This is a genomic window from uncultured Planktomarina sp. (assembly GCA_943788425.1).
In the GTDB taxonomy this organism is placed as follows: Bacteria; Pseudomonadota; Alphaproteobacteria; order Rhodobacterales; family Rhodobacteraceae; genus Planktomarina.
The window spans coordinates 391,586-418,469 of sequence record CALSQF010000004.1 but is presented as its reverse complement, the minus strand read 5'-3'; the positions used below and the strand labels follow the sequence as shown (position 1 = coordinate 418,469).

Sequence of the window (26,884 nt, the reverse complement as noted above, 5' to 3'; positions counted from 1 at the left end):
TTTTCAAGGGCCAGAAATCGATTTCCCACCTCATAGTCCAAAAAATTTGATCCGCGGCTCATGTGGGTTCGGAGGGCTCGGAGCGTGCAGCTGACAGGGCCTCTGGATTACGGATCCAAATATCGCGCTGCCCAAACGGAATTTCTATCCCATTGGCGGACAGCACCTCATAAATTTGATGGTTCAGTTCAGAGCGCACTGTCAGCCCATAATTGATATCACCGAGCAATGCGCGGATTTCAAAGTTCAAAGAATCTGCACCAAACCCCTGGAAGACCACTGAAGGCGCCGGATCTTTCAGCACCAGAGGATGATTTTCCGCAAGCGGCAACAAGAGTTCTTCAATCTTACGCGTGTCATTACCATACGCCACGCCGACAGGTACGATGACACGGCCCACAGAGCTGCCATGGGTGTAATTGGTCACCGTTCCCGACACCAGATCCGCATTGGGCACGATCACATCCGTGCGATCAAAGGTCTGAATGCTCGTGGAACGCACGGAAATTTTTCTCACAATCCCCATATTGCCGCCCACTTCGATCCAATCCCCAACGCTGATGGGCCTCTCGATCAATAAGATGATGCCAGACACGAAATTGGATACAATATTTTGCAAGCCAAATCCGATCCCGACCGAGAGCGCACCAGCAACAATTGCGAGTGAAGACAGATCAAGCCCCGCGGAAGTAATCGCCACGACCGCCGCCAAGAAAATCCCTAAATATCCGATACCCGAAACAATGGCGTTTTGCCCGCCAGCATCGATTTTGGTTTTGGCCAAGATGCGGGTTTTTAAAGTCCGTTGGATCAGGCGTGTGAGTAACAGACCAATGACAAAGATAACGATCAGCTGCAAAACAACGCCAGGTGACAGCTGAACCTCTCCAAGTGTGACGCCAGATTTAAAGGTCGCCCACAGCTCCGTCAGCTCTGATGTGCGCACCCCCCAGATCAGAGCAAAGATCGGTAAGGACACCACAATCAAACCCGCATTTACCACGACCGCAGCCAGGCTATCATGCCCGGCGCTGCGATCAGTGGAGAGCATTGCAGATGCATTACGTACGGCCTCAAATGTCACGAAGAGGATGCCAAAAAGCCCGGTCGACAGAATGGCTGCGCGCAACAACTCCAGGGCCAAATCTGAATAGCCGATCACCGCAAGGGCGATAGATACCCCCGAAACAACGGCCAAAGCCCGGCCAAGTCGCACGACAAACCTATGGGGCATTTGGCCGGTCTTGGAGGCTTGTGATCCACGGCCTTGGCGCCAAAGCAATCCGCCAAACCGAAAGCTGCCAATTCCGGCGACGGTCACCAAAGCAAAGACATTTACTGCCGCTGTCCCACTCGAAAAATCGCCCATTTCGCCCAGATAATCCATCAAGATCATCGTAGAAATCACCACACCTAGCCAACGGATCAAGAAACGGGCCTGCGCGCCTGAACCGCTGGGCAGTGCAAGAGCGCTTCTTGTCGCCTCATCAACGGGGCAAAGTTGAGTGGCCAACCAACGGCTGATAAAAAGCGGCGCGCAAATCCAAGTTGCGCCTTGCAACAAAAGGCTCAAATCAAGATCATGCAGCCGTGAGACAGCCCAAGCGCGCGACACCAAGAATACGCAGAGCATCACAATCACCAACTGTCCCAAGGCAAGCAAATACCCGGCCAGATCGACACCATAGGCATGTTCAGAGCGCGACAGACGGCGCAGGGCGCGGGCCAGCGAGCGGCGGCCTTGCGTCAGCAACAGGCCAGCTGCCAAAAGCAGCGTCACGATAAGCGGCAATTGATCGCGCGCTTTATCGCGCACAACAGGAGTGTTCCAGGCAGTGGCTACGCTGCCCGCAAGGGATTGGGATTTTTCCGTAATTTGCAAAACCGCCGCGGGCCAGAGACGAAGATCAATGGGCGACGGCCCCAATTTCAGCAGATTTTCAGTTTGTTTCGCCGATAACGCGGCATCAATCTCACGGATCAAGCCATCGGCCTGTTTATAAGCTTCTCGGGCCCGAATGCGCGGCGCATTTATGGCTTCAATATTCTGGGTCAAACTCGCGCGACGTTCCGCTATTTCTGCCGGTTCGGTGCCGCTTTCTGGCGCGGGGCCAAGGGCGGCCAGCTGCTCCTCCAAAATGGCCAATCGCGCCGGAAAAGAGTTTTGCGCTTCGGAGAATTCAGAACGCCGCAGCGCCAATTGCGCCCGCAGTTTGATCAAAAAAGCTTCATTTGCCGTGCCGGTTTCTAGCGTATCTTGCGCCATATTCGCTGTCGCGTCCCATCGGCTATAATCTGGGCTGGTTTGCGCCGAAGTTTGCGCGCTCGCGAGCGCAGCCCAAAGCCCCAAGAACAGGATCAGAAAAAATCTAGACAGGTTCGAAAACAGTTTGGATATCACGGCTGGTCTCCATCCATTCTGGCACCGCAAGTCCTTTTGAGCGCAAGAAATCTGGGTTAAAGAGTTTTGATTGATAGCGCGTACCATAGTCACAAAGAATAGTAACGATTCTATGGCCGGGGCCAAGGTCATGTGCCATGCGCACGGCGCCCGCAATGTTAATTCCCGAAGAGCCTCCCAGAACTAAGCCCTCATTGCGCAGCAGATCGAACACGTAGGGCAAAGCCTCTGCATCGGGGATGTTATAGGACATATCCGGCGTAAAGCCCTCTAGGTTCTTGGTGATCCGGCCCTGACCGATGCCTTCGCTGATCGAGCCACCATCAGAGGCCAAAACCCCGGTGGTGTAAAAACTGTGCAAGGCCGCACCATCGGGATCAGCAAGGCCCACTTTGACGCCCTTGGGTTGCAAATACATTCCCATGCCCGCCACGGTTCCGCCCGAACCTGCCGCACAAATGAAGCCATCGAGCTTGCCCTGCGTTTGCGCCCAGATCTCCGGCCCGGTGGTCTCGATATGCGCTTGGCGATTGGCTGTGTTGTCAAATTGATTGGCCCATATGGCGCCATTGGGCTCTATTTTGGCCAATTCTTGGGCCAAACGCCCCGAGTAGCGCACATAGTTATTGGGATTTTTATAGGGGGCGGCGGGAACTTCGACAAGCTCTGCACCGGCAAGTCGCAACATATCCTTTTTCTCTTGGCTTTGCGTTTCAGGTATGACGATCACTGTGCGATAGCCCATGGAGGCACCCACCAGGGCCAAGCCAATCCCGGTGTTGCCCGCAGTGCCTTCAACGATCGTCCCCCCCGGCCTTAAGTCACCAGAGGCCGCGGCGGCTTTGATGATATACAATGCCGCGCGGTCCTTAACCGATTGCCCTGGGTTCATAAATTCCGCCTTTCCAAGAATCTCACAGCCCGTGGCCTCACTCGTGGCATTGAGCCGGATCAATGGCGTATTGCCAACGGCCGCAGCCAAGTCGGTATAGATAGTCGACATCACAAACCCTTTATCTTTTATTCTTACTAAGCCGCATAGGGCAGAAGCTCAAGAATTCTTCCGCAAGCTGTCTCGATTTTGTGCCAGCCAATAGCCTGCCAAAGCCAATGGCACCACAGGCAATTGATGGGTCGTCAAACGATGGTAAAAGTCGTCAAAGCTCAGAACATGCCCTTGGATATCCTCAGATTCTTCGGGCACTCCGCTCAAGATCGCCGCCCCATCACCAATATCTGCCAGGCCAACAAAAATGTGAAAATATTCACTGCTACATCCCGGTGAGCTATAGCCGCTATGCACCTTGTGAAGATCCGTGATCTGCAACCCCGCCTCTTCAAAGCTTTCACGGATTGCGGCCGCTTGGGCTGTCTCACCCGCATCAATACGCCCAGCAACTGGCTCCATCAGCCACGGATGGGCATCGGCGCGCGCAAAGGGGCCAAAGCGAAACTGCTCAATCAATAAGACCCGATCCGTTTTGGGATCATAGGGCAGAACGATGGCGGCATCTGTGCCAATAAAGGCCACCCGCTCCACGCACTCGCTCCCTGCCCCATCAAAACGCGGCACGCATAAGTCGGCCTGCTGCAAGGCGAAAAATTTTGTGTAAGGCTGGCTGTGTTCATGCACCACCACATCGCTGCGGCTCAAACCAGAGGGCGACTGCGGCGCCGGATCTGAGCGCGCCTTGAGCCGAGCATCCGCACGCACGCGCATCATGGGATAGGCCCGCGCCAGTTGTGCCGGTGACATCTGCCCCATCACGGCCATAACCTCCCAAGCCGCTTCCAAAGCCAGAGCCCCATAAGCCTTTTGCCAATCTGCCAAAGACCACTCTGATCCCGCTGCTAGGCCGTCTGGAGGCAGGTAAACTTGCGCTTGTACGCTGCGCCCCGCAACCATGACCGACACCGGGTCGAGCTTATAGCCAAAGCCACTTTCATAGTGATCCATACGCGCCAAAACCTGCGCATCACACCCCCGCAGCAAAATGCCCGGCGCTCGAGAGCCCGCTTTGGCATGGATGGCCGGGAAAGCTTGCCCCTTGGCCCAGCTGACATGATAGCCCGGCAATTCCGCCGCCATACCTGAAGGGCAAGTTGCCCCAGCCACAAGGCGCAGAAGCTCGGGCCAGCATAGCGTGCCGAATAAAAATACATTGGTCATAATCGCACTAGGCTTGCTTGCAGAGGGTAATTTGCGTCACATCGCAATTGGCGTAATGGAAGGTCGCAGCGCAAGACGTCAGGTAGAAATTCCACATCCGGCGGAAACGATCATCAAATCCCATCGCCGCCACCTGATCCCATTGGTCATTGAACCGCTCATGCCAAAGCCGGAGTGTTTTGCTATAGCTTTCGCCAAATTCGATTGATTTCACAAAAGCCAAACCGGCTTTATCTGCTTCCCGGCGCAGCACTTCCGGTGAGGGGAGCATACCACCCGGAAAAATATATTTTTGAATAAAATCAACAGATTTTCGGTAGCCTTCGAAGCGATCATCTCGCACTGTGATGATTTGCAGCGTGGCCTGCCCACCTTTTTTGAGACGCCCAAAAACCGTACTGAAATAGGAGGGCCAATATTTTTCTCCAACGGCCTCAAACATCTCAATGCTGGCGATGCCGTCATATACCCCAGTCTCATCGCGATAATCTTGCAATTTGAACGTCACCATATCTTGCAAACCCGCAGCGGCAATCCGATCTTTGGCATATTTAAACTGCTCTTGGCTGATGGTCAGACAGGTCACCTTCAAGCCGCGCTCTTTTGCAGCATATTCGGCAAAGCCGCCCCAACCACAACCGATTTCCAACACATGATCGCCGGGTTTTACTCCCATTTGATCAACCATGCTGGCATATTTTGCTGTCTGAGCCTCCTCAAGAGTTCCATGCCCACTGGCAAAAATCGCCGATGAATAGGTCATGGTCTTATCGAGCCACAGACCATAAAAATCATTACCTAAATCATAGTGATAGCTGATATTCTTGCGCGCCTGACCCTTGGAGTTACCCTGCATCCAGAAGCGGAATTTCTCGTAAAGCTGCACCAGCTTTTGCCCTGGGAAACTGTCAAATACCTCTTCATTATCCGCATGGATATAGTCCATGAAAGCCTGCAAATCCGGCGTGCTCCATTGGCCATCCAAATAGGCGTCACAAAACCCCAGCTGCCCTTCACGCAGCAACCGCTCGAATATTTCATTGTCGTGAATACGAAGCTCGCAGACCGGCCCCGCGCCCGGACCTTCCGCCCGAAAGATGCGGCCATCCTCAAAAACAAAGTCTATGCGCCCATTTTGTCCTTTTTGCGCAACGCTAAAAGCCGTGGCAAAATAACGTGGCAAATTTTTCTGCCCGTCGGTGGTGTTCAGGATCATATAGGCGTCTCCCTTATCGATTGGAATTTTTGGTAAATTAACGGAGCAGGCGTAAGAAGCAAGCCTCGCAGTGATTAGAAGTCGCGCGCTTTATAAGACGATAGGGCAATTTCGCGCCCGTCTTTGGCTGAGACAATGGGCACGGGATATCCGCTCTGCGCCGACAGACCCCAAGACGGCGGGACGGCGTCGAAATATTGCAGCGCGCTCGGTGGCGGATCGGCCTGGCTTTCGGCAATCCACATCTTGCGATAGCGCCGATCTGGATCAAATTTCTCGATCTGGGTTTCAGGGTTAAATACGCGGAAATAGGGCGCCGCATCCGGGCCGCTGCCCGCCGCCCATTGCCATCCCATCGCATTGCTGGCGGGATCCCAATCTATGAGGCAATCTTCAAACCAAGCCTGCCCGAGCCGCCAATGGGTCATCAGATGTTTGGTCAAATATGAAGCCACAATCATCCGCCCACGATTGTGCATGGTGCCAGTGACATAAAGCTCGCGCATCGCCGCATCAATAAACTCAAGACCGGTGCGCCCAGTTTTCCACGCGGTGAACTTGGCGCTGGTGGCATCCTCACTCCAGGGAAAGGCATCCCAAGCCGGTTTCCAGTTTTGCGTCAATATCTGCGGTGTATGGTGCAGCAGGTGATAGGCAAACTCGCGCCACACCAATTCTTTCAGAAAGGTTTCCGCGCCCGGATTGCCACGGTCCAATTCAGCCTGCCCCGCGTGCCAGCACTGCGCGGGGGAAATTTCCCCCAGAGACAAATTTTCCGCCAATTTTGACGTGCCATCTTCACCGGGAACATCTCGCCCCTCGCCATAGTTCCATAACCCACCACTGGTGAATTCTGCCAAGCGCTGCTGGGCCAAATCCGCGCCGACCCGCGCATATTGTGCCACGGTTGCAGCACCGCGTTGCATGTCGCGCCCCAAACCCCATGCGCCCAGCGCCTCAGAGCTTGGATAGGCCTCAGGCGCAGGGATCCGCCCGGGCTCGGGCAAGGGCGCAGGCACCTCACGGCCGCGCACAGCCTTCCAAAGCGGCGTGTAAACTTTGTAAAATCCTCCCAGCTTGGTTTGCACGGTCCAAGGTTCGAACAAGAGATGACCTTTGAAGCTTTTGGCCTCAAGACCCATGCCAGAGAGGCAAGCCTTGACCTGGGCATCTCGTGCCTGACTGGCTGGATCATAGGCTCGCTGCCAGTAGACCGCGGTTGCGCCCGTTTCTTCGACCAGCAGCGGGATCACATCTATGGCAGCGCCGCGGCGCAAAATCAGTTGGTTCCCCTTGTCTTTCAAATCCTTTTGCAGGGCAGCAACACCCTGCTCCAGTCGCCATCTCGGCGCTGATCCCAAGGTCTCAACCTGCGCATCGCAGATGAACACAGCAATCACTGGGCCACCGCGGGACAGCGCCGCCGTCAGCCCCGCGTGGTCCTGCAGACGCAAGTCGCGCCGGAACCACAGTAAAGTTGGAGTCATATCGGGCCCTTCACAAACCGCTAGATCACTCGATCTAGGGCATTTAGCAGCCGGTCAACGTCATCGGCACCGGTATAATGCACAAATGACAGGCGCAGCACCCCATGCTCTGGTGCAATGCCGAGGGCAGATAATGGGCGCACTGCGTAAAAGTCCCCACCGCCGGCCATGACGCCGAAAGGGGCAAGCTTCTCCGCTGCCGCCTCACCTGGCATAGGCAGGTGCACGGCAATCGTTGGTGCACGGTTTTCCGCCTGAGCCGGGCCAATCAAATGCACAGAATTTTTTGAGCCTAGATAGTCCAAAATTGGTTGCGCCAACCGAGCCTCATGATCTCGAAACAGATCATGGACCTTTGCCGCCCGCTCTGCCGGCGTCGCTTCAGCTGAAAAGTGATGCGCATAAACCGCATCCATATAATCGGCCATACCCGCACAGGCTGCCACCTGAGCGTGATCAGGACCGGCGGGGGTAAACCGCTTATACAGGCTATCTTCGTTAAAATAATGCCCTTGATTGGGCAGGCGCATTCCAAGATCACGCCGGATCACCATCAGCCCTTGATGCGGCCCATAAGTTTTATAGGCGGAAAACAGGTAGATATCGGCACCCAACTCTGAAACATTCACAAAGCCATGCGGCGCATAGCTCACCCCATCAACACAAGAATAAGCACCAGCGGCACGGATCAATGCCGTGATTTCCGCCACGGGGTTCACCGCAGCAATCACATTGGAACAATGCGGAAAACACACCATCCGCACAGACCCATCAAGCAGAGCTTGCAAATCTTGAGGATCCAGCAGACCGGTCTGCGGATCAATGCACCATTCTTTGACCTCAATCCCACGTTCGGTCAAGCGGCGCCAGGGGCCCGAATTGGCCTCATGGTCTTGATTGGTCACAATGATGGACTGCCCCGGTTCCAGCCATTGCCCGACCGCTTGCGCCAAAACATAGGTATTCTGGGTGGTGGAGGGTCCAAAACTCAGCTCATCACTCTCCACACCCAGCATAGCGGCCAAGCGCGCACGCGCCTCGTCCATTTCCGCCCCGCCTAAGCGCGATGCCTGATACGGCGCATAAGGCTGTACTTTGCGCTCCCGATAGAACCGGGCCAGACGGTCCTGAACTTGCGAACAGGTGTAGGAGCCACCAGCATTTTCAAAAAACGATTGCCCATGCAAAGAGGGTACGTCAAAGGCAGGGAAATTTTGGCGGATAAACTCTAAATCAAGCTGCATGGTGTTGGTCCTTAGAAGATGGCTCCTCGGGCGCGCCCAAAGAAAAACAGGAAGGCGAGCCGCTATGAGTTGCGGCCCACTGTGGCCACAACTTGCGGCCCTTAGGCGTTCACGTCAACCACCACGCGTCCCTGCACTTGGCCTTTGAGGATCTCTTTGCCCAAGCGTGGCAGATCAGACAAAACGGCCGGAACAATCATGCCTTCAAGCTTGTCGAGTGGCAGATCTTTCGCGACCCGCGCCCAAGCCTTTTGCCGGCTTTCAAAAGGTTGCATCACGCTATCGATGCCCAACAGGTTCACACCCCGCAGCAAAAAGGGAATGACAGTTGCCGGCAGTTTCGCCCCGCCAGCCAGGCCCACAGCCGCCACAGAGGCACCATAGCACATCTGCCCCAAGACGCGGGCCAGCATGTCGCCCCCCACGGCATCGACACAGCCCGCCCAAGTCTCTGCCTCAAGGGGTCTTTTTGTCAGCTCGTTGATGTCATCGCGCGCGACAATCTGTGTCGCTCCCAAGGACTTCAGATAATCTGCTGTCTCGGGCCGCCCAGTGACCGCAGCCACCTCATAGCCCAAATTGGCCAAGAGCGCCGTGGCCACAGAGCCGACACCGCCAGCCGCACCGGTGACCAAAACAGGTGCCGTGCCGGGTTTAAGCCCATGATTTTCAAGCGCCGTAACTGCCAATATGGCCGTGAGGCCGGCGGTGCCCACCGCCATAGCCTGCCGGCAGGTTAAACCCTGCGGCAGCGGAACCAGAAAATCGGCCTTGACCCGCGCCTTTTGCGCATAGCCGCCCCAATGGGTCTCACCCACGCGCCAGCCTGTCAAAATAACTTTATCCCCCGGCTGATAACGCGGATCATCCGAACTTTCGACAGTGCCGGCAAAATCTATTCCTGGCACGTGAGGATAAACGCGGACCAAACCACCGCCCGGCCCGATGCACAGCCCGTCTTTATAATTCACCGTGGAATAGTCGACCGCAACCGTCACATCGCCCGCGGGTAAATCGTCATATGAAATTTGCCGCAGATCGGCTTGGGTGCCGGATTCCGTTTTCTCAACAACTAAGGCGTTAAACATAGGGATCTCCAAGATTGTACAGACCTCTCCTGCTAGCGCCAATCGCACCCAAGTGCCAGGGGCCAGCGCGAAAACTTATCCGCCTGTTGCTGAATTTAGCCTCCCGCGCCCCTTTATTTTCTACGCAAAGCACATTACATATAAAATGTCCCTCGGGACTATGGTCATAAACGCGCTCGTAATAAACGGATCGGACCCGGGGGCGGTACCCGGCAGCTCCACCAAACCTCCCTCATTTGGGGACAGATGGGGCTGAAATAGGATCGACGGACGTCTAAAGGGGTTAGCTTTGGCTCGGTGAGATACCACCGTTATCGGTTCATTTAAGCTAGTTGCAAATGACAACAAAGCTCCAATGGCTCTGGCTGCGTAAGCAGTCCGAAACATTGAAACCTTAAGCCCTGTCGCCTTGCAGCGTCAGGCGGGGTCCGCAGGTACCTGGCAACAGAAACCTGCACCTTCCCGCCTCCTTCAAAGCGCCTCAAAATCAATCCAACATTGCGCATTTGCTATGGACCACCGTCGGGACAACCCTGCCTTTGCGCGGCGGCTCCATTGCGACCCAAAGCATCTGGTCTGCCTCGTGGTACATCAATGTCATATTAAGCCCGTTCCAGAGCGTTTTAGCATGAACTTCAGATCTGCTCTCATTTTCAGTTATTCCCAAAATGCGGTTTTCACTGCGCGCCCAAAACACATCCTTTTTTGTGAGTGTAATATAGGGGGTGAAATAGGTTTCGACGCTCTTGCGGGATCTCAAAGCCTTAATGGCTTGATCCAAATTGCGCTCGGAACATTTGACGCCCTCATGGGCCACTCCAGCCACGGGTAGACAACACCACAGTCCAAACGCCAAAGAGATCCCCCGACACGTAAGCAATTTCAATATTTTCCTTCCAATACTTTCGTCAAAATTTTTTTATAAAAAGACAGCCTATAATTACTAACCCGCAAACAAGGCGCATCCGCCGGTCAGGCTTGATGCTCCCGCGCGACACGAGGCCGGCCGGTCGCCTCAACTGAAATCACAGCCTCAATAAATAGCTCACGCGCCTCGCTGCGCGCCCGTTTAATATCACGATGGCTTGAGACCTGTACAGTGTCGCTGCCGCTGTCCTCCACTTCCGCGCGCGCTGTGTCGCACAGCCAAGTCTCCAGCGTGACTAAGGCATCATCCTCGCTGTGGAAATCCTGCGGCCCCTCGGCAAAATGCACCCGAAAGACTCCTTCAGACGGGGCGGTGATCGTGCCCGAACGGCGCACAGTGATGCGTCCAACCACCGCGCCAATGGCATTGGCCACGGCGGCATGCTCGGGCAAGATAACATCGCAATTGAGCGCCCTGCCAACCGCCGGGTAATAGGTCGCCGCCGAGGCACCAAGTCCGATCACATCCACATCCAGACGGGCCTCGATCTTCACCAATCCCGGCGCATGCCGCAATCCGCGCTGCAACAGCTCATGGCCGGCCAAATCTGCTGGCGCCTCGCCAAAAGGATCGCTCTCCTCTTCAAAGGCCGCCGTGAGCAGGGCCTTTGAAGTTTGAGCGGTGAGTTGATCAATAATAAGTCTCGCCATGTCCTCAGGAGTTCGTGCCATAGGCTCGCCTGCCCCGCTGCGCCTGCGCCCCATTAAAGCTAGGGCAATCGCAGCCGCTTCATGGCTCCAAGCCCTCAACAGGCCTAAGACATGGCTTGCATCTGAGGGGGTGACGCCGCTGCGCTGAACAAGGCCACGCGCCACCAGACGTTGCAGAGACAGATACTCAACCCGCGTGGACAAAAGCTGGTCGAGAGGATGGGTCTGCGCGCCCATGCGGGCAAATACAGCCTGGTCTCGAGCGCTAAGACCGGCGGTATCGCCGCCCGGCACCGCACGCGCAAATTGCCCGTCATAGTCGCCAGGCATGACGGCGCGCAGCTGCCGATCAAGGGCAGGTAAAACCACCTCTGGCGCCTCATGGGCGATCAGAGAAATCGGCAGCACCCGGCGGGGGCCCAAAGTCACGCCGCCCGCGAGACCCTCGGAGCGCATATGCACCTCACTATCCCCACCCAAACCCGTTGTGCGTATGGCTACCGCCTCGACCATCGTACGATAAGGGCCAACCTGCGCCCCGGCCGGGTCGATCTGCGGTTGCCCATCGCGCAACAGGGCAATATCTGTCGTGGTTCCGCCAATGTCCGATACCAAGGCATGATCGCGTCCTGTCATCCAGCGAGCGCCGACAATGGACGCGGCGGGGCCGCTCAAAATAGTTTCTATGGGCCGCTCTTTTGCCTTTTGCGCGGAAATCAACGCCCCGTCACCGCGGACCACCATCAGAGGCGCAGACAGGCCAATTTCACGCAAAATATCTTCCGCCCGGCCGATGAGCTTATGGGTCATTCCGATCAATCGGGCATTCAACACAGCCGTTAAAGCCCGTTTGGGTCCGTTCAGCTTTGAGGAGAGGTGATGCGACGCGCTGACAGGACGCCCGGTGATCTGCCCAATCACCTCGGCGGCGCGCAGCTCATGGGCGGCATTGCGTGTGGCAAATTGCGCGGCCACCGCATAGGCCGATACGCCTTGGTTTTGCGCCAACCACTCCCGCAGCGCAGCTTCATCCAGCGGAGCAGCCTGCCCGCCCGCATGATCATGCCCGCCGCTCAGCGTGATCACAGGATCCGCCTTCAGCACCTCCCTCAGCCCGTGGCTGTCCAAGTCCCGCGCTTCAAATCCGATATAGACCAAACCCACGCGGCCACCTTGACCCTCAACCAGCGCATTGGTGGCCAAAGTTGTGGACAAAGAGGCTAAGGCAATCTCACCAGGCGCCACATCGGCCTGCCCCAAAACGGCCCGGACCGCAGAGCCAATGCCCAGCGCCAAATCCGCGCGTGTGGTCAAAGACTTTGCGCTGGCCATCACATGGGTGTCATCTTGGATCAGCACTGCATCCGTATAGGTGCCGCCCGTATCAACGCCCAACAATATCGTCATCAGCTTATCTCCCGCAAACTTCGGCTCGGTGTAACCCATTTTCGCGCCAGGTCACGCCATTTTGCGACATCTGAGCAGCCGAAAACCGAGCCTGTCTTCTTGCAACTTGTACCGCCCCCGCTCTTGCGGCATTTTCACCTAAGCTAGACAGGAGCATTCACCCGTGCAAAATCAGGCCACATCCCACGTCTCTTTGGCGCAATTCTCAGCTGTTGCTGGGAAAATCGGTCTGTTATCTTTTGGCGGGCCAGCGGCGCAAATCGCCTTAATGCAAGACGAGCTGGTCGACAAACGCGGGTGGATCTCACAGCAAGATTTCCTTAGAGCGCTGTCATTTTGCATGTTACTGCCCGGCCCGGAGGCGATGCAATTGGCAACCTACCTTGGTTGGCGGCTGCATGGGCTGCGCGGTGGATTTATCGGCGGCACCTTGTTCATGCTTCCCGGCGCATGTGTTATTTTTGCCTTGGCTTGGGCCTATGTGCATTTTGGGCACACCGGCTGGAGCCAGGCCGCATTCACTGGCATCAAAGCGTGTGTAATCGTCATTGTTCTGCAAGCCTTGCTCAAAATTTGTGCCCGCGCTTTGATCCTACCCATGGCCTGGGCGATTGCCGCCAGCAGCTTTTCCGCCATTGCACTATTCGACCTGCCCTATCCTTGGGTGATTTTGGTAGCAGCGCTTTGGGGTATGGCTGGGCTACGCGCATCGGCATATCCAAGCAACCACACCCCTACACCCAAGCAAACCACTCTGGTCGCCTCCAGCGGCCTTGCCGCCCTATGGGCGCTGCCCATTGCTATCCTTTGGAGCATTAAACAGGTATTCCTGACCAAAATCGCCCTGCTCTTTTCAACCCTGGCCGTGGTGACCTTCGGTGGGGCCTATGCGGTTTTGGGGTATCTGGCGCAAACAGCCGTAACCAATCTTAACTGGCTTTCAGCACCACAGATGATCGATGCCTTGGGGCTTGCGGAAACCACGCCGGGGCCACTGATTTTGGTCACACAATTTGTGGGATTTCTCGCAGGGTTTCAGGCCGGCGGGCTCTCGTTGGCCTTTATCGCCGGCCTCCTGACGCTTTGGGTGACTTTCCTTCCCTGTTTTTTGTGGATTTTTCTCTTTGCCCCGCATCTTGAAAAGCTGATGTCGATCACTTGGCTGGCGCGCGCGCTTGCTGGCATCACAGCCGCGGTGGTCGGGGTGATCGCCAGTCTTTCCATATGGTTTGCAGGGCAAATCTGGTTTTCGAGCCACGTTGAGCAGAGCATTGGTCCGCTACGTCTGTCCCTGCCTGATCTCGGCTCGTTTGACCCGCTGTCACTCAGTTTTTCCGCCCTATCAGCCCTGCTTTTGCTATGGCGGAAATGGGATATTCTTTGGACTTTGCCCCTTATGGCGCTTGTGGCCCTCGGAGTTTCCGCCTTTTAAGCGCCCAACAGCCCTTCCGTTTCTGACAAAATACCTTAGAATATACCTCTATCAAGTTTGGACGATTGGGGAAAAGAATGATCGACTATGGCAGCATGATGCATGATGCAATGCGCGGATTAATCAAGCGTTTGTTGCAAGATATTGCGGATGCGGGGAAATTGCCCGGCGATCATCATTTTTTTATCACCTTCGATACGATCTACCCCGGCGTGCTGATCCCAGATTGGCTGCTTGATCGCTACCCCGACGAAATGACAATCGTCGTGCAACATTGGTTTGAAAATCTCAACGTTACCGATGAGGGGTTCTCAATCACCCTGAACTTCGGCGATTCTCCCGAGCCGCTCTATATTCCGTTTTTGGCGCTTCGCACCTTTGTTGACCCTTCCGTTGAATTCGGCTTGCGTTTTGAGCACATTGAAGAGGATGAGCCAGAAAACTCAGAGGCGCCTATGCATGAAAATGCCGAGCCCGATGACGCCATCAGAGGAGATGCGCAGGTTGTGAGCCTAGACAGTTTCCGAAAACAGTAAGCCTCGCACGACAGAGCGCATTGCACCCGCAGCGCTGCATGGGTAAACCTTTGTGCAAATAACAAAAGGGTATCCCATGACCAAAACACGAGTAGAGACCGACAGCTTCGGCCCATTAGACGTTCCTTGTGAGAAATATTGGGGTGCACAAACCCAAAGATCGCTGATCAACTTCCCGATAGGTTGGGAGAAACAACCCATCGCTATCGTCCGTGCGCTTGGGGCCATCAAACAGGGCTGTGCGATGGCCAATACAGACCTCGGCAAATTGGATGCTGACAAGGGCAAGGCTATACAAGCGGCTGCAAGCGAGGTCGCGAATGGCCTGCTGGATGATCACTTTCCGCTGGTGGTCTGGCAAACCGGCTCTGGTACGCAGTCCAACATGAACGCCAATGAGGTGATTGCCAACCGCGCAATTGAAATGATGGGCGGGGTGATTGGCTCGAAAGATCCTGTGCATCCCAATGATCATTGCAACATGGGCCAGTCGTCCAATGATACCTTCCCAACTGCGATGCATATTGCCACAGCGATCACCGCAAGAGATGTCACCCTGCCCGGCCTACGCGCCTTGCACGCAGCTTTGCAGGCAAAAACCGACGCGTTTGCGGGCATCATCAAGATTGGCCGCACCCATACGATGGATGCCACCCCCCTGACACTGGCACAAGAGTTTTCAGGCTATACCCATCAAGTGGCCATGGCCATCGCACGCATCGAAGGCGCCCTACCGCGCATCTATGAGCTTGCACAGGGCGGCACGGCCGTGGGTACAGGACTCAACACCCCCGTCGGCTGGGGAGAGATGGTTGCGCAAAATATGGCGCAAATTACTGGCTTGCCCTTTGTAACCGCGCCGAACAAATTTGAAGCCCTCGCCGCTCATGATGCGATGGTCGAGATGTCCGGCGCCCTGAAAACAGCTGCTGTCAGCCTGTTCAAAATCGCCAATGACATCCGTTTACTCGGCTCCGGTCCGCGCTGTGGATTGGGGGAATTGATGTTGCCGGAAAATGAACCCGGCAGTTCGATCATGCCCGGCAAGGTCAACCCAACCCAATGCGAAGCTCTGACGCAGGTTTGCGTCCATGTGCTCGGCAATGATGCGGCCGTGGGATTTGCCGGCAGTCAAGGCCACTTTGAGCTGAACGTATACAAGCCGATGATGGCCTATAACGTGCTGCAATCCATGCAACTGCTCGGCGATGCTGCACAAGCCTTTACCGATAATTGCGTCAATGGCATCACCGCCAACCGGGATCAAATTGACAAGTTGATGCGCGAAAGCCTGATGCTGGTCACCGCTTTGGCGCCGGAAATTGGCTATGACAATGCCACCACCGTGGCTAAAACTGCCCATAAGAACGGCACCACTTTGAAGCAAGAGGCCATCGCCCTTGGCTTTGTTGATGAGGCAACTTTCGACAAGGTCGTACGTCCTGAATTGATGATTGGGCCTAAATGAGCGAACCGATGAATCTCAACAAGTTTCGAAAAGCCAAAGCTCGGGCCGAAAAACCGGTCCGAGCGGCACAAAACGCTGTGAAATTTGGCCGCAACAAAGCCCAAAAACGACTGCAAAAGACCTTAAATGCAGCGCAGGTGCAGCATTTGGATCAACACAAGCGTGATCCATGATGCACCGGCCCAAGAAACGCTCCCTCACCCTGAACGGTCATCGCACCAGCGTCTCGCTGGAGGATGAGTTTTGGCTGGAGTTTCTGAGAATAGCCCAGGAGCAGGGCAAGGCGATCAACGCTTTGGCCGTTGAGAGATTGACCATGCGCGCGGGGTTGAGGTCGGGCTGGCCTCTGCTATCCGCCTGTTTGTTCTGTCTCAAGCGCTTGGGCGGCCATTTCCCTAAGATCCAGGCGGCGAATTTTGCCTGTGGCAGTCATCGGCATCTCCTCCAACACCCGCACCCATTTCGGCGCCATATGCGGTGAAAGTTGCCCAGCCACCTGCGCAATTAAATCCGCTTCGAATTCCGGCTCAGGCATGCCATTGACTGTGACATAGGCGCCAATCACATGGCCGCGTGTCGCATCGGGCGCCGCCACAACAGCGGCCATGACCACTTGCGGCGCGCGGGCCAAAACAGCCTCAATTTCCGTAGGGCCAATCCGATACCCGCTTGACGTGATGACATCATCATCACGGGCCATGAATTGCACATATCCCAGCGCATCCATACGCCCCAGATCCCCAGTGATCAGATAGTCGCCCAAAAACCGTTCAGCAGTTTTTTGTGGTTGGTTCCAATAGCGCAGAAACATGGTCGGCGTATCACGGTGGACGCAGATTTGACCAATCTGCCCATCCTCAACCGCCGTGCCTTTTTCATCTAATATACGCATATCGAACCCCGGAAAGGCCTGGCCAATCCACCCGGTCTGCGCAGCACCCCAGCTGCGGGCCGATCCGGCACTGAGGTTGCATTCAGTTTGCCCATAAAGCTCGTTCACCTCCGCACCTAAGGCCCGTTTCGCCCAATCAATCAGATCGGCCGAAAGCGGCTCGCCCCCTGATGAAATGGATCGCAGCCGCACTGTGCTGGGTACCTCGGCTTGGCGCATCATTTTCAAAGCCGTAGGCGGCAAAAACGCCCGCGTGACCTGAGCATCGCGGATCAAATCATAAGGCCGCCTCAGCGGTGAAGCGCTCGAAACGTTTGGCCACAAGCGGCACGCGGAAATAAAAACAAGGGATCGCCATATCCATCAAGCCGCCAATCCAAGCCCAATCTGCCGGCGTCCAACCCACATCCGCCCCATTGGGAAAATCTACAAATGACAGCTCCAAGCAGGGCAAATGACCCAAGAGGAACCGATGCGCATGCAAAACGCCTTTTGGATTTCCAGTCGTGCCAGAGGTATAGATCATCATGGCAGGGTCTTCCGCCAGGGTCTGCAGTGGCCGATATGGGGCATCTTGCGCCTCAATAGCGCTCCACAGCCCTTCGGCGGCGCCTCTGGCCCCTTCGCGCAGATAAACCTTCTGTAAATCAGGAAGATCTGGCTGAATTTCACAAATTTTTGGATATTGCGCTTGATCACTGACCAGCAGTTTTGCGCCGCTGTCCTTCAGCCGAAAGCGCAAGGCCTCCGGTCCAAATAGCACAAAAAGCGGCAAGGACACCGCGCCGATCAAATGCGCTGCGAAATGCGCAATCAAAGCCTCTGCACATTGTGGCAATAAAATCGCCACCCGCTCACCGGGCCGCAGCCCTTGCGCTTGCCAAACCGCCGCCAAACGCTCCGCTGCCTGCGCCATCTCCGCATAAGTCCAAATTCGCGCGTCACGACTCAAATCCATCAAAGCGACCGCCTTAGGAAACGCGCGCGCATGGCTCATTAAACAGGCCTCTGCGATATTGAAAAATTCTGGCACGCACACAGGGCTTTCGCGAGGGAGACGTCCGTTTTCTACTTGGTAGTCGTGGCGCCGATCACGGGCACTCACAGTAAGCCACCACTCGCATTGGCAGGACACAAAAATGACCAGTTTTGCGAATGAAACATAGAGTGCCTCCAAAAATCGCAGCAGTCCCAAGGCCACCTGCGCCGCACCCTGCTGTCATAAAGCAGCTTAGGTCCGCGCTTGCTTTGCTTCAACCAAAATCACACTTGTGATCTGTCTAGCCCAAGGCTACCGTCCACCAATGACAGCCCCGTTGATTGATCCATTTGCCCGCGCCATCACCTATTTGCGCCTATCGGTCACCGACCGATGCGATTTTCGCTGCGTATATTGCATGCCAGAAAATATGACGTTTTTGCCCAAAAAAGATCTTTTGACGCTTGAAGAGCTTGATCGGCTTTGCACTAGTTTTATCGGGTTGGGTGTTCGCAAATTGCGGATCACAGGCGGTGAGCCTTTAGTGCGGCGCGATATCATGTCATTTTTCCACGCTATTTCCCGCCATCTGCAAAGTGGTGCCTTAGATGAGCTGACCTTAACCACCAATGGCAGCCAGCTGCACCGCTTTGCCGCTGAGCTTTATCGGGCTGGTGTACGGCGGATCAATATCTCCATCGATACGCTCGATGCCGATAAATTTGCTAAAATTACCCGCTGGGGCAAATTACAAAACGTGCTGCGCGGTATTGATGCGGCTCTTGCAGCAGGCCTAAAGGTTAAGCTCAACGCCGTAGCACTGAAAGATTTCAACGAAAACGAACTGTTTGATCTCACCGCCTTCTGCGCCGCACGCGGCATGGATCTCACCTTCATCGAAGTGATGCCCATGGGCGATCTAGGCGCAGAGGATCGTGTGGGCCAATATTGGGCCTTAAGCGATCTACAAACTCAATTGGCCCAGCGCTTTACCCTGACCGAGCTGCCCGACCGCACTGGGGGGCCGGCCCGTTATATTCGCCTTGAAGAGACCGGACAGCGCATCGGGCTGATCACCCCTTTAACTCATAATTTCTGTGAAAGCTGCAATCGTGTGCGGATCACCTGCACAGGTGAAATCTATACCTGCCTTGGTCAGGAGGGCAGTGCAGATCTCAGAGGACCACTGCGCGCCTCTGAAGGCAATCTTGTTTTGGAACAGGCCATAAGAGCGGCCATTGGTTCAAAACCTAAGGGCCATGATTTCGATTACTCCCGCGGCGATGAAGGCGGCAAGATGTCCCGCCATATGAGCCACACAGGCGGTTAAGCAGTCTGCAAGCTGTCCAATAAACGCGTCAGCATCGTCTCTCCCGCTTGGAATTCAACCACTTCAATATACTCGTCCGGTTGATGGGCCTGTGCGATGGAACCTGGTCCACATACCACGACCGAAAAACCTTTGGCCTGGAAATGTCCACCATCGGTGCCATAGGCGACCGTATGGGTTCCATTGTCCCCGGTTAAACGCCGCGCCAGAGCCTCTGCTTTGCCTTCAACCTCGGGAACAACAGCTGGGCCGCGCATCACGTGCAAATCGAAGAAACTGCTGGGATCTACAGCCTTCATCTCCGCCTCAATCATGTCAATTTGGGTTTGAATTTTTTCCAGCAGATCCTCGGTACGATCATCGCCCACACAGCGCAAGTCAATTGAGAAATAACAATCCTTCGCGGTGATATTATGTGCCGTGCCGCCATTCATCACACCGACATGCAAGGTCGTGAAAGGAGGATCATAAAGCGCCGCCGTAGCCGTCGGAGTTTTGGCTTGGCTTTCAATATTTTGCTGTCGAACCCATTCGACGAAACGCGCAGCGCACATCACGGCCGAAACCCCTTCATGCAGGCGTGAGGAGTGCACCTCTTTGCCGCGTACATGAAATTGCAAATCATCACAGCTCTTATGGCCAGTCACCACCTGCATTTCAGTCGGCTCGCCAACAATCACGGCCTCAGCCTTGGCATAGTTTTCCAGCAAGCCCCGCGCCACATCTGGCGCGCCAAGTAGCCCAACCTCCTCATCGCGCGACAGGCAAATTGCAGCGGGCGTTTAAGGTCCAGAGATTTTGCTTTCACCATGGCCTCGATAGCCAAGGCCACAAATCCCTTCATATCGCAGGTGCCGCGGCCATAGAGGCGGCCATCGTTTTCAACCACCTGCCAAGGATCTGTGCTCCAGTCCTGCCCTTCCACGGGCACAACATCAGAATGGCCAGAGAGCGCCACGCCGCCGGCCACATTCGGCCCAACCTGCGCCACCAATCCGGCTTTGTTGCCGTCCTCATTGGGATAGACCACGCTCTCAATGCCATGCTGTGCGAAATAGTCCCGCACAAAGTGAATAAGCGGCAAATTCGTATCCGAACTGACCGTTGGGAACGAGACCAAATGGTCTAACAATTGGCGGGCACTCAATATATCTGTCATGCAGGCCATTGGACCTGCATTTTTGCACAGGTCAAGAGGCATTTGCCTCAATGCGCGATACGCTTGCGTATCAGGCGCAGAGCGAGATAGACCGAACCCACGACGAAAGGCACCACAGCGGCGGTCAGAACACCTTCTGATAAGCCGATAAGACCCGAAAAAGGCGCCAAAACATAAAGCGACAGGCCAGTGGCGTAATAGCTGATGGCCACGACCGACAGGCCCTCCACGGTTCTTTGCAACCGCAGCTGCGCATCTGCGCGGCGGTTCATACTGCTCAAAAGCTCTTGGTTTTGCGTTTGCCGCTCCACATCTACCCGCGTCCGCAGCAAATCACCCGTGCGAATGGCCCGAGAAATGAGATCTTGAAGCCGGCTGTCCAGCGCTTGTACCGTCCTCATCGCAGGATCAAACCGGCGCATCATAAACTCGCGAAAGGTCTGACGCCCTTCGAATTGCGTCTCTCGTAGAACTTCGATCCGTTGTGCGACAATCGCCGCATAGGCTTTGCTGGCAGAAAACCGATACGCCACCGCGGCCGAATGCCCCTCAAGATCGGCTGAAAGTTTGAGCAATCCGTTTAGATTATCTTCCGCCGGGACTTTATCATCCGCCAAATCAGCCACCAACGCCGACAGGTTCGTGTCCACTGAATTCAATTCTACCGACAGGGCGCGCGCGCGCATGAGGCCCAGCATCGACATGGTCTTATACACTTCTATCTCATTGAGACGCTGAACGATCCGCCCCACGCGACGCCGGCCCGTGGAAGCCGGCACAAAGACCGCAAAGCGCATATTGCCATTATCATCCATGCGGTAATCGCCGGCGATAACGGCCGCACTGTCCAAAACCCGGCTGGCCGCCAAGCTTTCAGAGACAAACCAGTCCTCAAGCTTGTTCTTAATGCTTTGGGTATCTTGATCTTCCTCGACCCGTATCGAAGTGGAACTGAGCGTTGTACCGGGCAGAGCGGCCTGCCAAGCGGCGGGAAAGATGGAAAATTCACTACCATCAAAGGCACGGTCGCTCAGATCATCGACAAAGGCCGTGTAGGTTACAAATTCCGTGTGGCATTCCCATTTGATCCAAACCTCACCCAACTGGCCAAAGAAATGCGACTCCGTGTCAGCGGGATGGCCCACACCATAATGATCAAGAAGGCGCAAGAAATGTTCCCGATCTGCCGCCTCGCGGCGCCCAGAATCATTCTGCGCCGAGGTATATGCAAAAAACGCAGCACGCGCGGGGGCCGAAATATGAGGAAATGGCCGCGCATGTAGCTCAGATGCCGTGGCTTGACGCAAAGGGTGATCGATCAACTGTGCCATAAAACGGCCTTACCTTGGACTCAAAAAGCAGCGTCGCCAGAGCGCAATCTAGCGACGCTATGTTTCATTACTCTATCATTGGAAGCAACTTGTCCAAAGAGGCTTTTGCATCACCATAGAACATCCGCGTGTTTTCCTTGAAAAACAGCGGGTTTTCTATTCCCGAATAGCCGGTGCCCTGCCCCCGTTTGGACACAAACACCTGTTTCGCCTTCCAACATTCCAAGACTGGCATCCCGGCGATCGGACTATTGGGATCATCTTGGGCGGCTGGGTTCACGATGTCATTAGATCCAATGACAATCGCCACATCTGTGTCAGGGAAATCATCGTTGATTTCATCCATCTCCATGACAATATCATAAGGCACTTTCGCTTCTGCCAGAAGCACATTCATGTGACCTGGCAACCGGCCCGCAACGGGGTGGATGGCGAAACGCACATTCTTGCCCTTAGCCCGCAGTTTGCGCACGAGCTCTGAAACCGACTGCTGCGCCTGGGCGACGGCCATGCCGTAGCCCGGAATGATGATTACGCTGTCCGCTTCATTCAAAGCTGTCGCAACCCCATCTGCCTCAATCGCGATTTGCTCGCCTTCCACCGCCATTTGCGGTCCAGCTGTCCCGCCAAAGCCGCCAAGGATCACGCTGACAAAAGAGCGGTTCATCGCTTTACACATGATGTAAGACAAAATCGCACCTGACGATCCAACCAAAGCGCCGACCACAATCAACAGATCATTGCCGAGGCTAAAGCCAATCGCTGCAGCTGCCCAGCCCGAGTAGGAGTTGAGCATGGAGACCACCACTGGCATATCCGCCCCACCGATTCCCATGATCAAATGATAGCCGATGAACAAGGCCATAAGGGTCAAGATCATCATCGGCGTCAATGCACCGGTGTTCAAATACCAGATCAACGCGCCCAGCGAGACCAATGCCGCCACAGCGTTGAGCACATGCCCACCGGGCAGCTTTGTGGCTGCAGAGTTCACTTTGCCGGCCAATTTTCCGTAAGCGATCACGGATCCAGTGAAGGTGACCGCCCCGATCCAAATCCCGAGCGACGTTTCGACCCGCAATATATTGATCTCGACAGATGTCTTTTTCGCCAAAAGGGCCGCAAATCCTTCAAGGGATTTGCGCGCGCTCTCATCCATGGCCGCAACATTGACCAGCTCGAAATGCGTATTGAACCCAACAAAAACGGCGGCCAACCCCACAAGGGCATGCATGCCGGCCACCAGCTCTGGCATTTGGGTCATTTCAACTTTTGACGCCAATTGATAACCGATCACCCCACCGGCGGCGATCAAAACCAAAGATAGCCCCCAAAGACCAAACCCTGGTCCAAACAATGTGGCTGTCACCGCCAGCGCCATGCCCACAATGCCATACCATACTGCTCGCTTGGCGCTCTCTTGGCCCGACAAGCCCCCTAGGGACAAAATGAAAAGAATAGCCGCAACAACGTAGACGGCCGTGGTAAAGCCCATTTCCATAGTCTCGACCTCCTTAAGATTTCTGGAACATGGCAAGCATGCGCCGAGTTACGAGAAAGCCACCAAAAATGTTGATGCCAGCGAAGAACACCGCAATTCCCGCGAGTATAATAACAAGCAGGCTGGTCGATCCAACTTGCAGCACCGCGCCCAAAATAATGATCGAGGAAATCGCATTGGTGACCGCCATCAGCGGCGTATGCAAAGCATGGCTGACATTCCAAATGACTTGGAACCCGACAAATACAGAGAGCACAAACACAATAAAGTGCTGCATAAAGCTCGCCGGTGCGTAGCTACCGACCAAAAACAGCAGAGCCCCACCAATGGCCAAAAGCGCGAACTGGTTCTGGGTTTGCTTTTTAAAAGCCTGCACCTCTTCGGCGCGTTTTTCCTCCGCTGTTTTCTCTGGCACTTTTTCTTTTGGCTTGGCCGCAATGGCCTGAATTTTGGGTGGTGGTGGCGGAAATGTGATCTCTCCAGCATGGGCGATCGTGGCCCCGCGGATCACGTCATCTTCCATATCATGCACGACCACCCCATCTTTCTCAGGAGTAAGGTCAAATAGCATATGGCGGATATTATTGGCATAGAGCGTGCTGGCCTGCGCCGCCATCCGGCTTGGGAAATCTGTATAACCGATGATGATAACACCATTATCCGTCACGATCCGCTCGTCCATGACCGTCAATTTACAATTGCCGCCTTTCTCTGCAGCCAAATCAATGATCACAGAGCCAGGCTTCATGCTGGCAACCATATCAGCGGTCCAGAGCTCAGGCGCCTCTCTGTTGGGGATCAAGGCTGTGGTGATCACGATGTCCATATCTGGTGCAATCTCGCGGAATTTGGCTAATTGCGCGGCTGCAAACTCCGGTGATGACACCGCAGCATAGCCACCCGTGGCCGCACCATCGGCCTGCTCCTCGGAAAAGTCCAAGAAAACAAATTCCGCACCCATCGATTCGACTTGCTCGGCCACCTCCGGGCGCACGTCAAATGCGTAGGTGATGGCCCCGAGTGAGGTCGAGGTTCCGATCGCTGCAAGTCCTGCCACGCCAGCGCCAACCACCAAGACCTTCGCAGGGGGCACTTTGCCAGCGGCGGTGACTTGGCCTGTAAAAAACCGACCAAAATTATTACCAGCCTCGATCACGGCCCGATAGCCCGCGATATTGGCCATAGATGACAGCGCGTCCATTTTCTGGGCGCGGCTGATACGCGGCACCATATCCATTGCGATCACGCTGGCACCTTTGGATTTGGCCAGCTCCATGAGATCCGCATTGGCTCCAGGATAAAAAAATGAAATCAGTGTTTTTTCTGGAGAGAGGCGTTTAAGTTCCACCTCACTTGGCGGGCGAACCTTGACAATAACGTCGCAGGCTTTGGTCAATGCGGCAGCGGTCGCCGCAACTTCGACGCCAACGGCTTTGTACTGCGCATCGCTAAAGCCGGCTGCAACCCCAGCCCCTTTTTGGACGACACAGTCATGACCAAGCTTTTGTAACTGAAGTGCGCTTTCTGGTGTTAAGGCGACGCGCTGTTCACCGGTAGAAATCTCTTTGAGAGCTCCAATTTTCATAATTTTCGTCCTTTCATGACGCGGTCTTTCACCGGCCTCGAAACCTTTCGAATGGCGAATGGGTAACGCGCGCAACAATATTGCGCAACTGATCTAGCGTGGCTTTTCGCCGCAAAATGTGAGTATATTTCTGCATACAGAGATTGAGGGGAATAATTTTGCTACTGACAGGAAGAAATGCAGTCATCACCGGCGGGGGCACAGGCATCGGACTGTCAATCGCACGCACATTGGCTGAGCAAGGCTGCAATGTCGCCGTCACGGGGCGGCGATTGAATGTGTTGGAAGAGGCCGCCAAATCTTTTGGAGGCCACGCGGTAAAAATGGATGTTTCAGATGAGGCGTCAGTGGTCACCGGCATGCAATCCATCGCGGATTACTTTGGAAGCATTGATATTTGCGTCGCCAATGCCGGCATCGCAGAGGGGCAAAATATCCGCAATTCCAGCTTTGATTTTTGGCGCAAGATCATGGCGATAAATCTGGATGGCGCCTATTTGACCATCCGCGAATCTCTGCGCCATATGCCGGTGCAAGAGTGGGGCCGGGTCTTGGCAGTTTCCTCAATCGCCGGAGTGCGCGGATTGAAAGGGGCGCATGCTTATAGCGCATCAAAACATGGCGTCATCGGGATGATCCGCTCGCTTTGTGCCGATCATGCAAAATTGCCTGTTACATTTAATGCGATCTGTCCTGGCTATGTCGACACTGATATCATTGACCGCAATACACAAAGTATCTCTGAGCGGGCGCATATTAGCCAAGAGGAAGCCCGCGCCTTGATGGTCGATCTCAATCCGCATGGGAGATTGATCACCGCCGATGAGGTCGCCTCCGCCGCGCTCTGGATTTGTGGTCCCGGCTCAGACAGTTTTGACGGGCAGGCGATGGAAATTTCGGGCGGCCAACCCTAAGCTGGCGCCCTGCGCGCGGCGCGCCATTTATGGACCGCCGCCCCAAAAGCCGAAAAGAGCGGTTGAGAGACAGGATCTTGCGCCGCGTTATATTCCGGATGCCATTGAACGCCCAAGCCGAAACCTTTGGCATCTTTGATATAAATCGCCTCGGGCGTGCCATCGGGCGCATAGCCATCAACCACCACACGCGGGCCGGGCTCTTTGATCCCCTGACCGTGCAGCGTATTGGTGCGCACAACCTCGGCCCCCAACATCTGCGCAAAGACCCCGCATGGCGTGAAGCGTACATCATGGCGCAGCGCAAATTTTTCTTCCAAAGTGCCATCAGGCGGCATGCGATGATTATCACGCCCAGGCAAATCACGGATCTCCGGGTGAAGACTGCCCCCCATTGCGACATTCATCTCTTGAAACCCACGACAAATCGCCAAATAGGGTTGACCACGCGTCGCGAGGGCGCGGATCAACGGCAATGCCAGACCATCTCGTTTCTCATCAATGTCCCCATGACCTTCCGTCAGGTCTTCACCATATTCTTTGGGATGCACGTTAGGTCGCCCGCCAGTGAAAACAAAGCCATCGCAGGCCTCCATCAGCTCCTCAATCGGGGCAAGCAGCGCGTCAGGCGGCACGATGACAGGCAAAGCGTTGCAAATCTCGCGCACTGCCCGAGAATTCATCTCACCCGCCCCATGCACCAAATATTCTGAATTGATCAGATGGGGATTTCCAATAATGCCAATAACGGGACGCGCCATAGTCACACCTTATGCGAAATTTGATCAAGCATAGAATGTCCAGCGCCAGCGGGAAAGCCCTCAAGCAAAAAGCTGTTTGCGAAAAAGCGCGGCGGCAATTGTAGCCAACACACCCCAAATGGCACTTAGCAAGGCAGTCACCGGCCATAACACGCGGTTGGGGTGGGCGATAATTTAGAGACGATCATCACAGTATATTGCATGATATCAGTTATATAATCTTTTAATGCCACCACCGGGCGCAGACGGCGAGCACACAGCAAGGCCGCGGCCGTGCACGGTGTTTTACGCCATCGCTCTGCAATCGCTTAAGGGCGACCCGCATAAGAAACAATCGCACCAGCGCAAAAAAGCACCACTCACGCGCTCTTTTATAGGTCAGTGTCACTTGTACCGGTGGTGCTC

Annotated in this window: 21 protein-coding genes, 1 other RNA gene and 2 pseudogenes; 8 read left to right on the top strand and 16 right to left on the bottom strand. The window is 55.1% G+C overall.

The features are described 5' to 3' along the window. Positions 1–58: 58 nt before the first annotated feature. The 7 genes from ABLW18_RS05270 to acuI form a co-directional block, all read right to left on the bottom strand. Positions 59–2,401, bottom strand: a complete 2,343-nt coding sequence (locus ABLW18_RS05270; protein ID WP_347823795.1) for a DUF3772 domain-containing protein — start codon at positions 2,399–2,401, stop codon at positions 59–61. Continuing rightward, positions 2,370–3,404, bottom strand: coding sequence for a cysteine synthase A (locus ABLW18_RS05265; protein WP_347823794.1), 1,035 nt, complete (start codon positions 3,402–3,404; stop codon positions 2,370–2,372). Before ABLW18_RS05265 ends, ABLW18_RS05270 begins: the two co-directional genes overlap by 32 nt. Before the next feature lie 48 nt (positions 3,405–3,452). After that, a complete protein-coding gene (locus ABLW18_RS05260) occupies positions 3,453–4,571 on the bottom strand; it encodes an NUDIX domain-containing protein (protein WP_347823793.1) in 1,119 nt (372 codons plus the stop codon). A 7-nt stretch (positions 4,572–4,578) separates the two neighbouring features. After that, positions 4,579–5,787: a cyclopropane-fatty-acyl-phospholipid synthase family protein gene (locus ABLW18_RS05255; protein ID WP_347823792.1), complete on the bottom strand. Its 1,209-nt coding sequence runs from the start codon at positions 5,785–5,787 to the stop codon at positions 4,579–4,581. A gap of 74 nt (positions 5,788–5,861) precedes the next feature. Continuing rightward, positions 5,862–7,274, bottom strand: a complete 1,413-nt coding sequence (locus tag ABLW18_RS05250) for a deoxyribodipyrimidine photo-lyase (RefSeq protein WP_347823791.1) — start codon at positions 7,272–7,274, stop codon at positions 5,862–5,864. Positions 7,275–7,294: 20 nt separating this feature from the next. Beyond that, positions 7,295–8,518, bottom strand: coding sequence for an aminotransferase class V-fold PLP-dependent enzyme (locus ABLW18_RS05245; RefSeq protein ID WP_347823790.1), 1,224 nt, complete (start codon positions 8,516–8,518; stop codon positions 7,295–7,297). A 101-nt stretch (positions 8,519–8,619) separates the two neighbouring features. After that, positions 8,620–9,606: an acryloyl-CoA reductase gene (acuI, locus tag ABLW18_RS05240; RefSeq protein WP_347823789.1), complete on the bottom strand. Its 987-nt coding sequence runs from the start codon at positions 9,604–9,606 to the stop codon at positions 8,620–8,622. Positions 9,607–9,714: 108 nt separating this feature from the next. Between acuI and ssrA the strand changes: the two genes are divergently transcribed. Further along, positions 9,715–10,065, top strand: a transfer-messenger RNA (tmRNA) gene (ssrA, locus tag ABLW18_RS05235). A 28-nt stretch (positions 10,066–10,093) separates the two neighbouring features. On the opposite strand, the gene ABLW18_RS05230 is transcribed toward ssrA, so the two are convergent. Together ABLW18_RS05230 and ABLW18_RS05225 are read right to left on the bottom strand one after the other, a co-directional pair. Then, positions 10,094–10,462 (bottom strand): hypothetical protein, encoded by a 369-nt coding sequence (locus ABLW18_RS05230; RefSeq protein WP_347823788.1) that lies wholly within the window; start codon positions 10,460–10,462, stop codon positions 10,094–10,096. Positions 10,463–10,578: 116 nt separating this feature from the next. Continuing rightward, positions 10,579–12,591 (bottom strand): hydantoinase/oxoprolinase family protein, encoded by a 2,013-nt coding sequence (locus tag ABLW18_RS05225; protein ID WP_347823787.1) that lies wholly within the window; start codon positions 12,589–12,591, stop codon positions 10,579–10,581. Between the two features lie 163 nt (positions 12,592–12,754). Here ABLW18_RS05225 and chrA point away from each other — a divergent pair, with 163 nt between their 5' ends. From chrA to ABLW18_RS05200, 5 genes and pseudogenes are all read left to right on the top strand, one after another. Further along, positions 12,755–14,023: a chromate efflux transporter gene (chrA, locus tag ABLW18_RS05220; RefSeq protein ID WP_347823786.1), complete on the top strand. Its 1,269-nt coding sequence runs from the start codon at positions 12,755–12,757 to the stop codon at positions 14,021–14,023. A gap of 77 nt (positions 14,024–14,100) precedes the next feature. Further along, positions 14,101–14,559 carry a ClpXP protease specificity-enhancing factor SspB gene (locus ABLW18_RS05215; RefSeq protein ID WP_347823785.1) on the top strand — a complete coding sequence of 153 codons (459 nt, stop codon included), beginning with the start codon at positions 14,101–14,103 and terminating at the stop codon, positions 14,557–14,559. A gap of 76 nt (positions 14,560–14,635) precedes the next feature. After that, positions 14,636–16,027 carry a class II fumarate hydratase gene (fumC, locus tag ABLW18_RS05210; protein WP_347823784.1) on the top strand — a complete coding sequence of 464 codons (1,392 nt, stop codon included), beginning with the start codon at positions 14,636–14,638 and terminating at the stop codon, positions 16,025–16,027. Beyond that, on the top strand, positions 16,024–16,200 hold the full coding sequence (locus ABLW18_RS05205) for a DUF4169 family protein (RefSeq protein WP_347823783.1): 177 nt from the start codon (positions 16,024–16,026) through the stop codon (positions 16,198–16,200). The genes fumC and ABLW18_RS05205 overlap by 4 nt, the downstream gene beginning before the upstream one ends. Further along, a pseudogene (locus tag ABLW18_RS05200) lies at positions 16,197–16,426 on the top strand (ribbon-helix-helix domain-containing protein). Before ABLW18_RS05205 ends, ABLW18_RS05200 begins: the two are co-directional and overlap by 4 nt. On the opposite strand, the gene ABLW18_RS05195 reads toward ABLW18_RS05200, so the two are convergent. Together ABLW18_RS05195 and ABLW18_RS05190 are read right to left on the bottom strand one after the other, a co-directional pair. Beyond that, a complete protein-coding gene (locus ABLW18_RS05195) occupies positions 16,377–17,195 on the bottom strand; it encodes an AMP-binding protein (RefSeq protein ID WP_347823782.1) in 819 nt (272 codons plus the stop codon). The pseudogene ABLW18_RS05200 and the gene ABLW18_RS05195 overlap by 50 nt on opposite strands. Position 17,196: 1 nt before the next feature. Continuing rightward, positions 17,197–18,024, bottom strand: a complete 828-nt coding sequence (locus tag ABLW18_RS05190) for an AMP-binding protein (RefSeq protein WP_347823781.1) — start codon at positions 18,022–18,024, stop codon at positions 17,197–17,199. 199 nt (positions 18,025–18,223) lie between these two features. Between ABLW18_RS05190 and moaA the strand changes: the two genes are divergently transcribed. After that, positions 18,224–19,228 (top strand): GTP 3',8-cyclase MoaA, encoded by a 1,005-nt coding sequence (gene moaA / locus ABLW18_RS05185; RefSeq protein WP_347823780.1) that lies wholly within the window; start codon positions 18,224–18,226, stop codon positions 19,226–19,228. On the opposite strand, the pseudogene argE reads toward moaA, so the two are convergent. From argE to ABLW18_RS05165, 4 genes and pseudogenes are all read right to left on the bottom strand, one after another. Further along, positions 19,225–20,387: pseudogene (argE, locus tag ABLW18_RS05180) on the bottom strand (acetylornithine deacetylase). The gene moaA and the pseudogene argE sit on opposite strands and share 4 nt — an antisense overlap. A gap of 47 nt (positions 20,388–20,434) precedes the next feature. Next, a complete protein-coding gene (locus tag ABLW18_RS05175) occupies positions 20,435–21,718 on the bottom strand; it encodes a DUF3422 domain-containing protein (protein ID WP_347823779.1) in 1,284 nt (427 codons plus the stop codon). Between the two features lie 67 nt (positions 21,719–21,785). Then, positions 21,786–23,219, bottom strand: coding sequence for an NAD(P)(+) transhydrogenase (Re/Si-specific) subunit beta (locus ABLW18_RS05170; protein ID WP_347823778.1), 1,434 nt, complete (start codon positions 23,217–23,219; stop codon positions 21,786–21,788). 13 nt (positions 23,220–23,232) lie between these two features. After that, entirely contained in the window at positions 23,233–24,804 is a 1,572-nt protein-coding gene (locus tag ABLW18_RS05165) for a Re/Si-specific NAD(P)(+) transhydrogenase subunit alpha (protein WP_347823777.1), read from the bottom strand. A 158-nt stretch (positions 24,805–24,962) separates the two neighbouring features. Here ABLW18_RS05165 and ABLW18_RS05160 point away from each other — a divergent pair, with 158 nt between their 5' ends. Continuing rightward, complete coding sequence (locus ABLW18_RS05160; RefSeq protein WP_347823776.1) at positions 24,963–25,718, top strand: SDR family oxidoreductase; 756 nt, start codon at positions 24,963–24,965, stop codon at positions 25,716–25,718. On the opposite strand, the gene ABLW18_RS05155 is transcribed toward ABLW18_RS05160, so the two are convergent. Continuing rightward, the gene (locus ABLW18_RS05155; protein WP_347823775.1) at positions 25,715–26,479 is read right to left on the bottom strand and encodes a gamma-glutamyl-gamma-aminobutyrate hydrolase family protein; all 765 of its coding nucleotides are present in this window, start codon (positions 26,477–26,479) and stop codon (positions 25,715–25,717) included. The two genes, ABLW18_RS05160 and ABLW18_RS05155, sit on opposite strands and share 4 nt — an antisense overlap. Between the last annotated feature and the right edge of the window lie 405 nt (positions 26,480–26,884).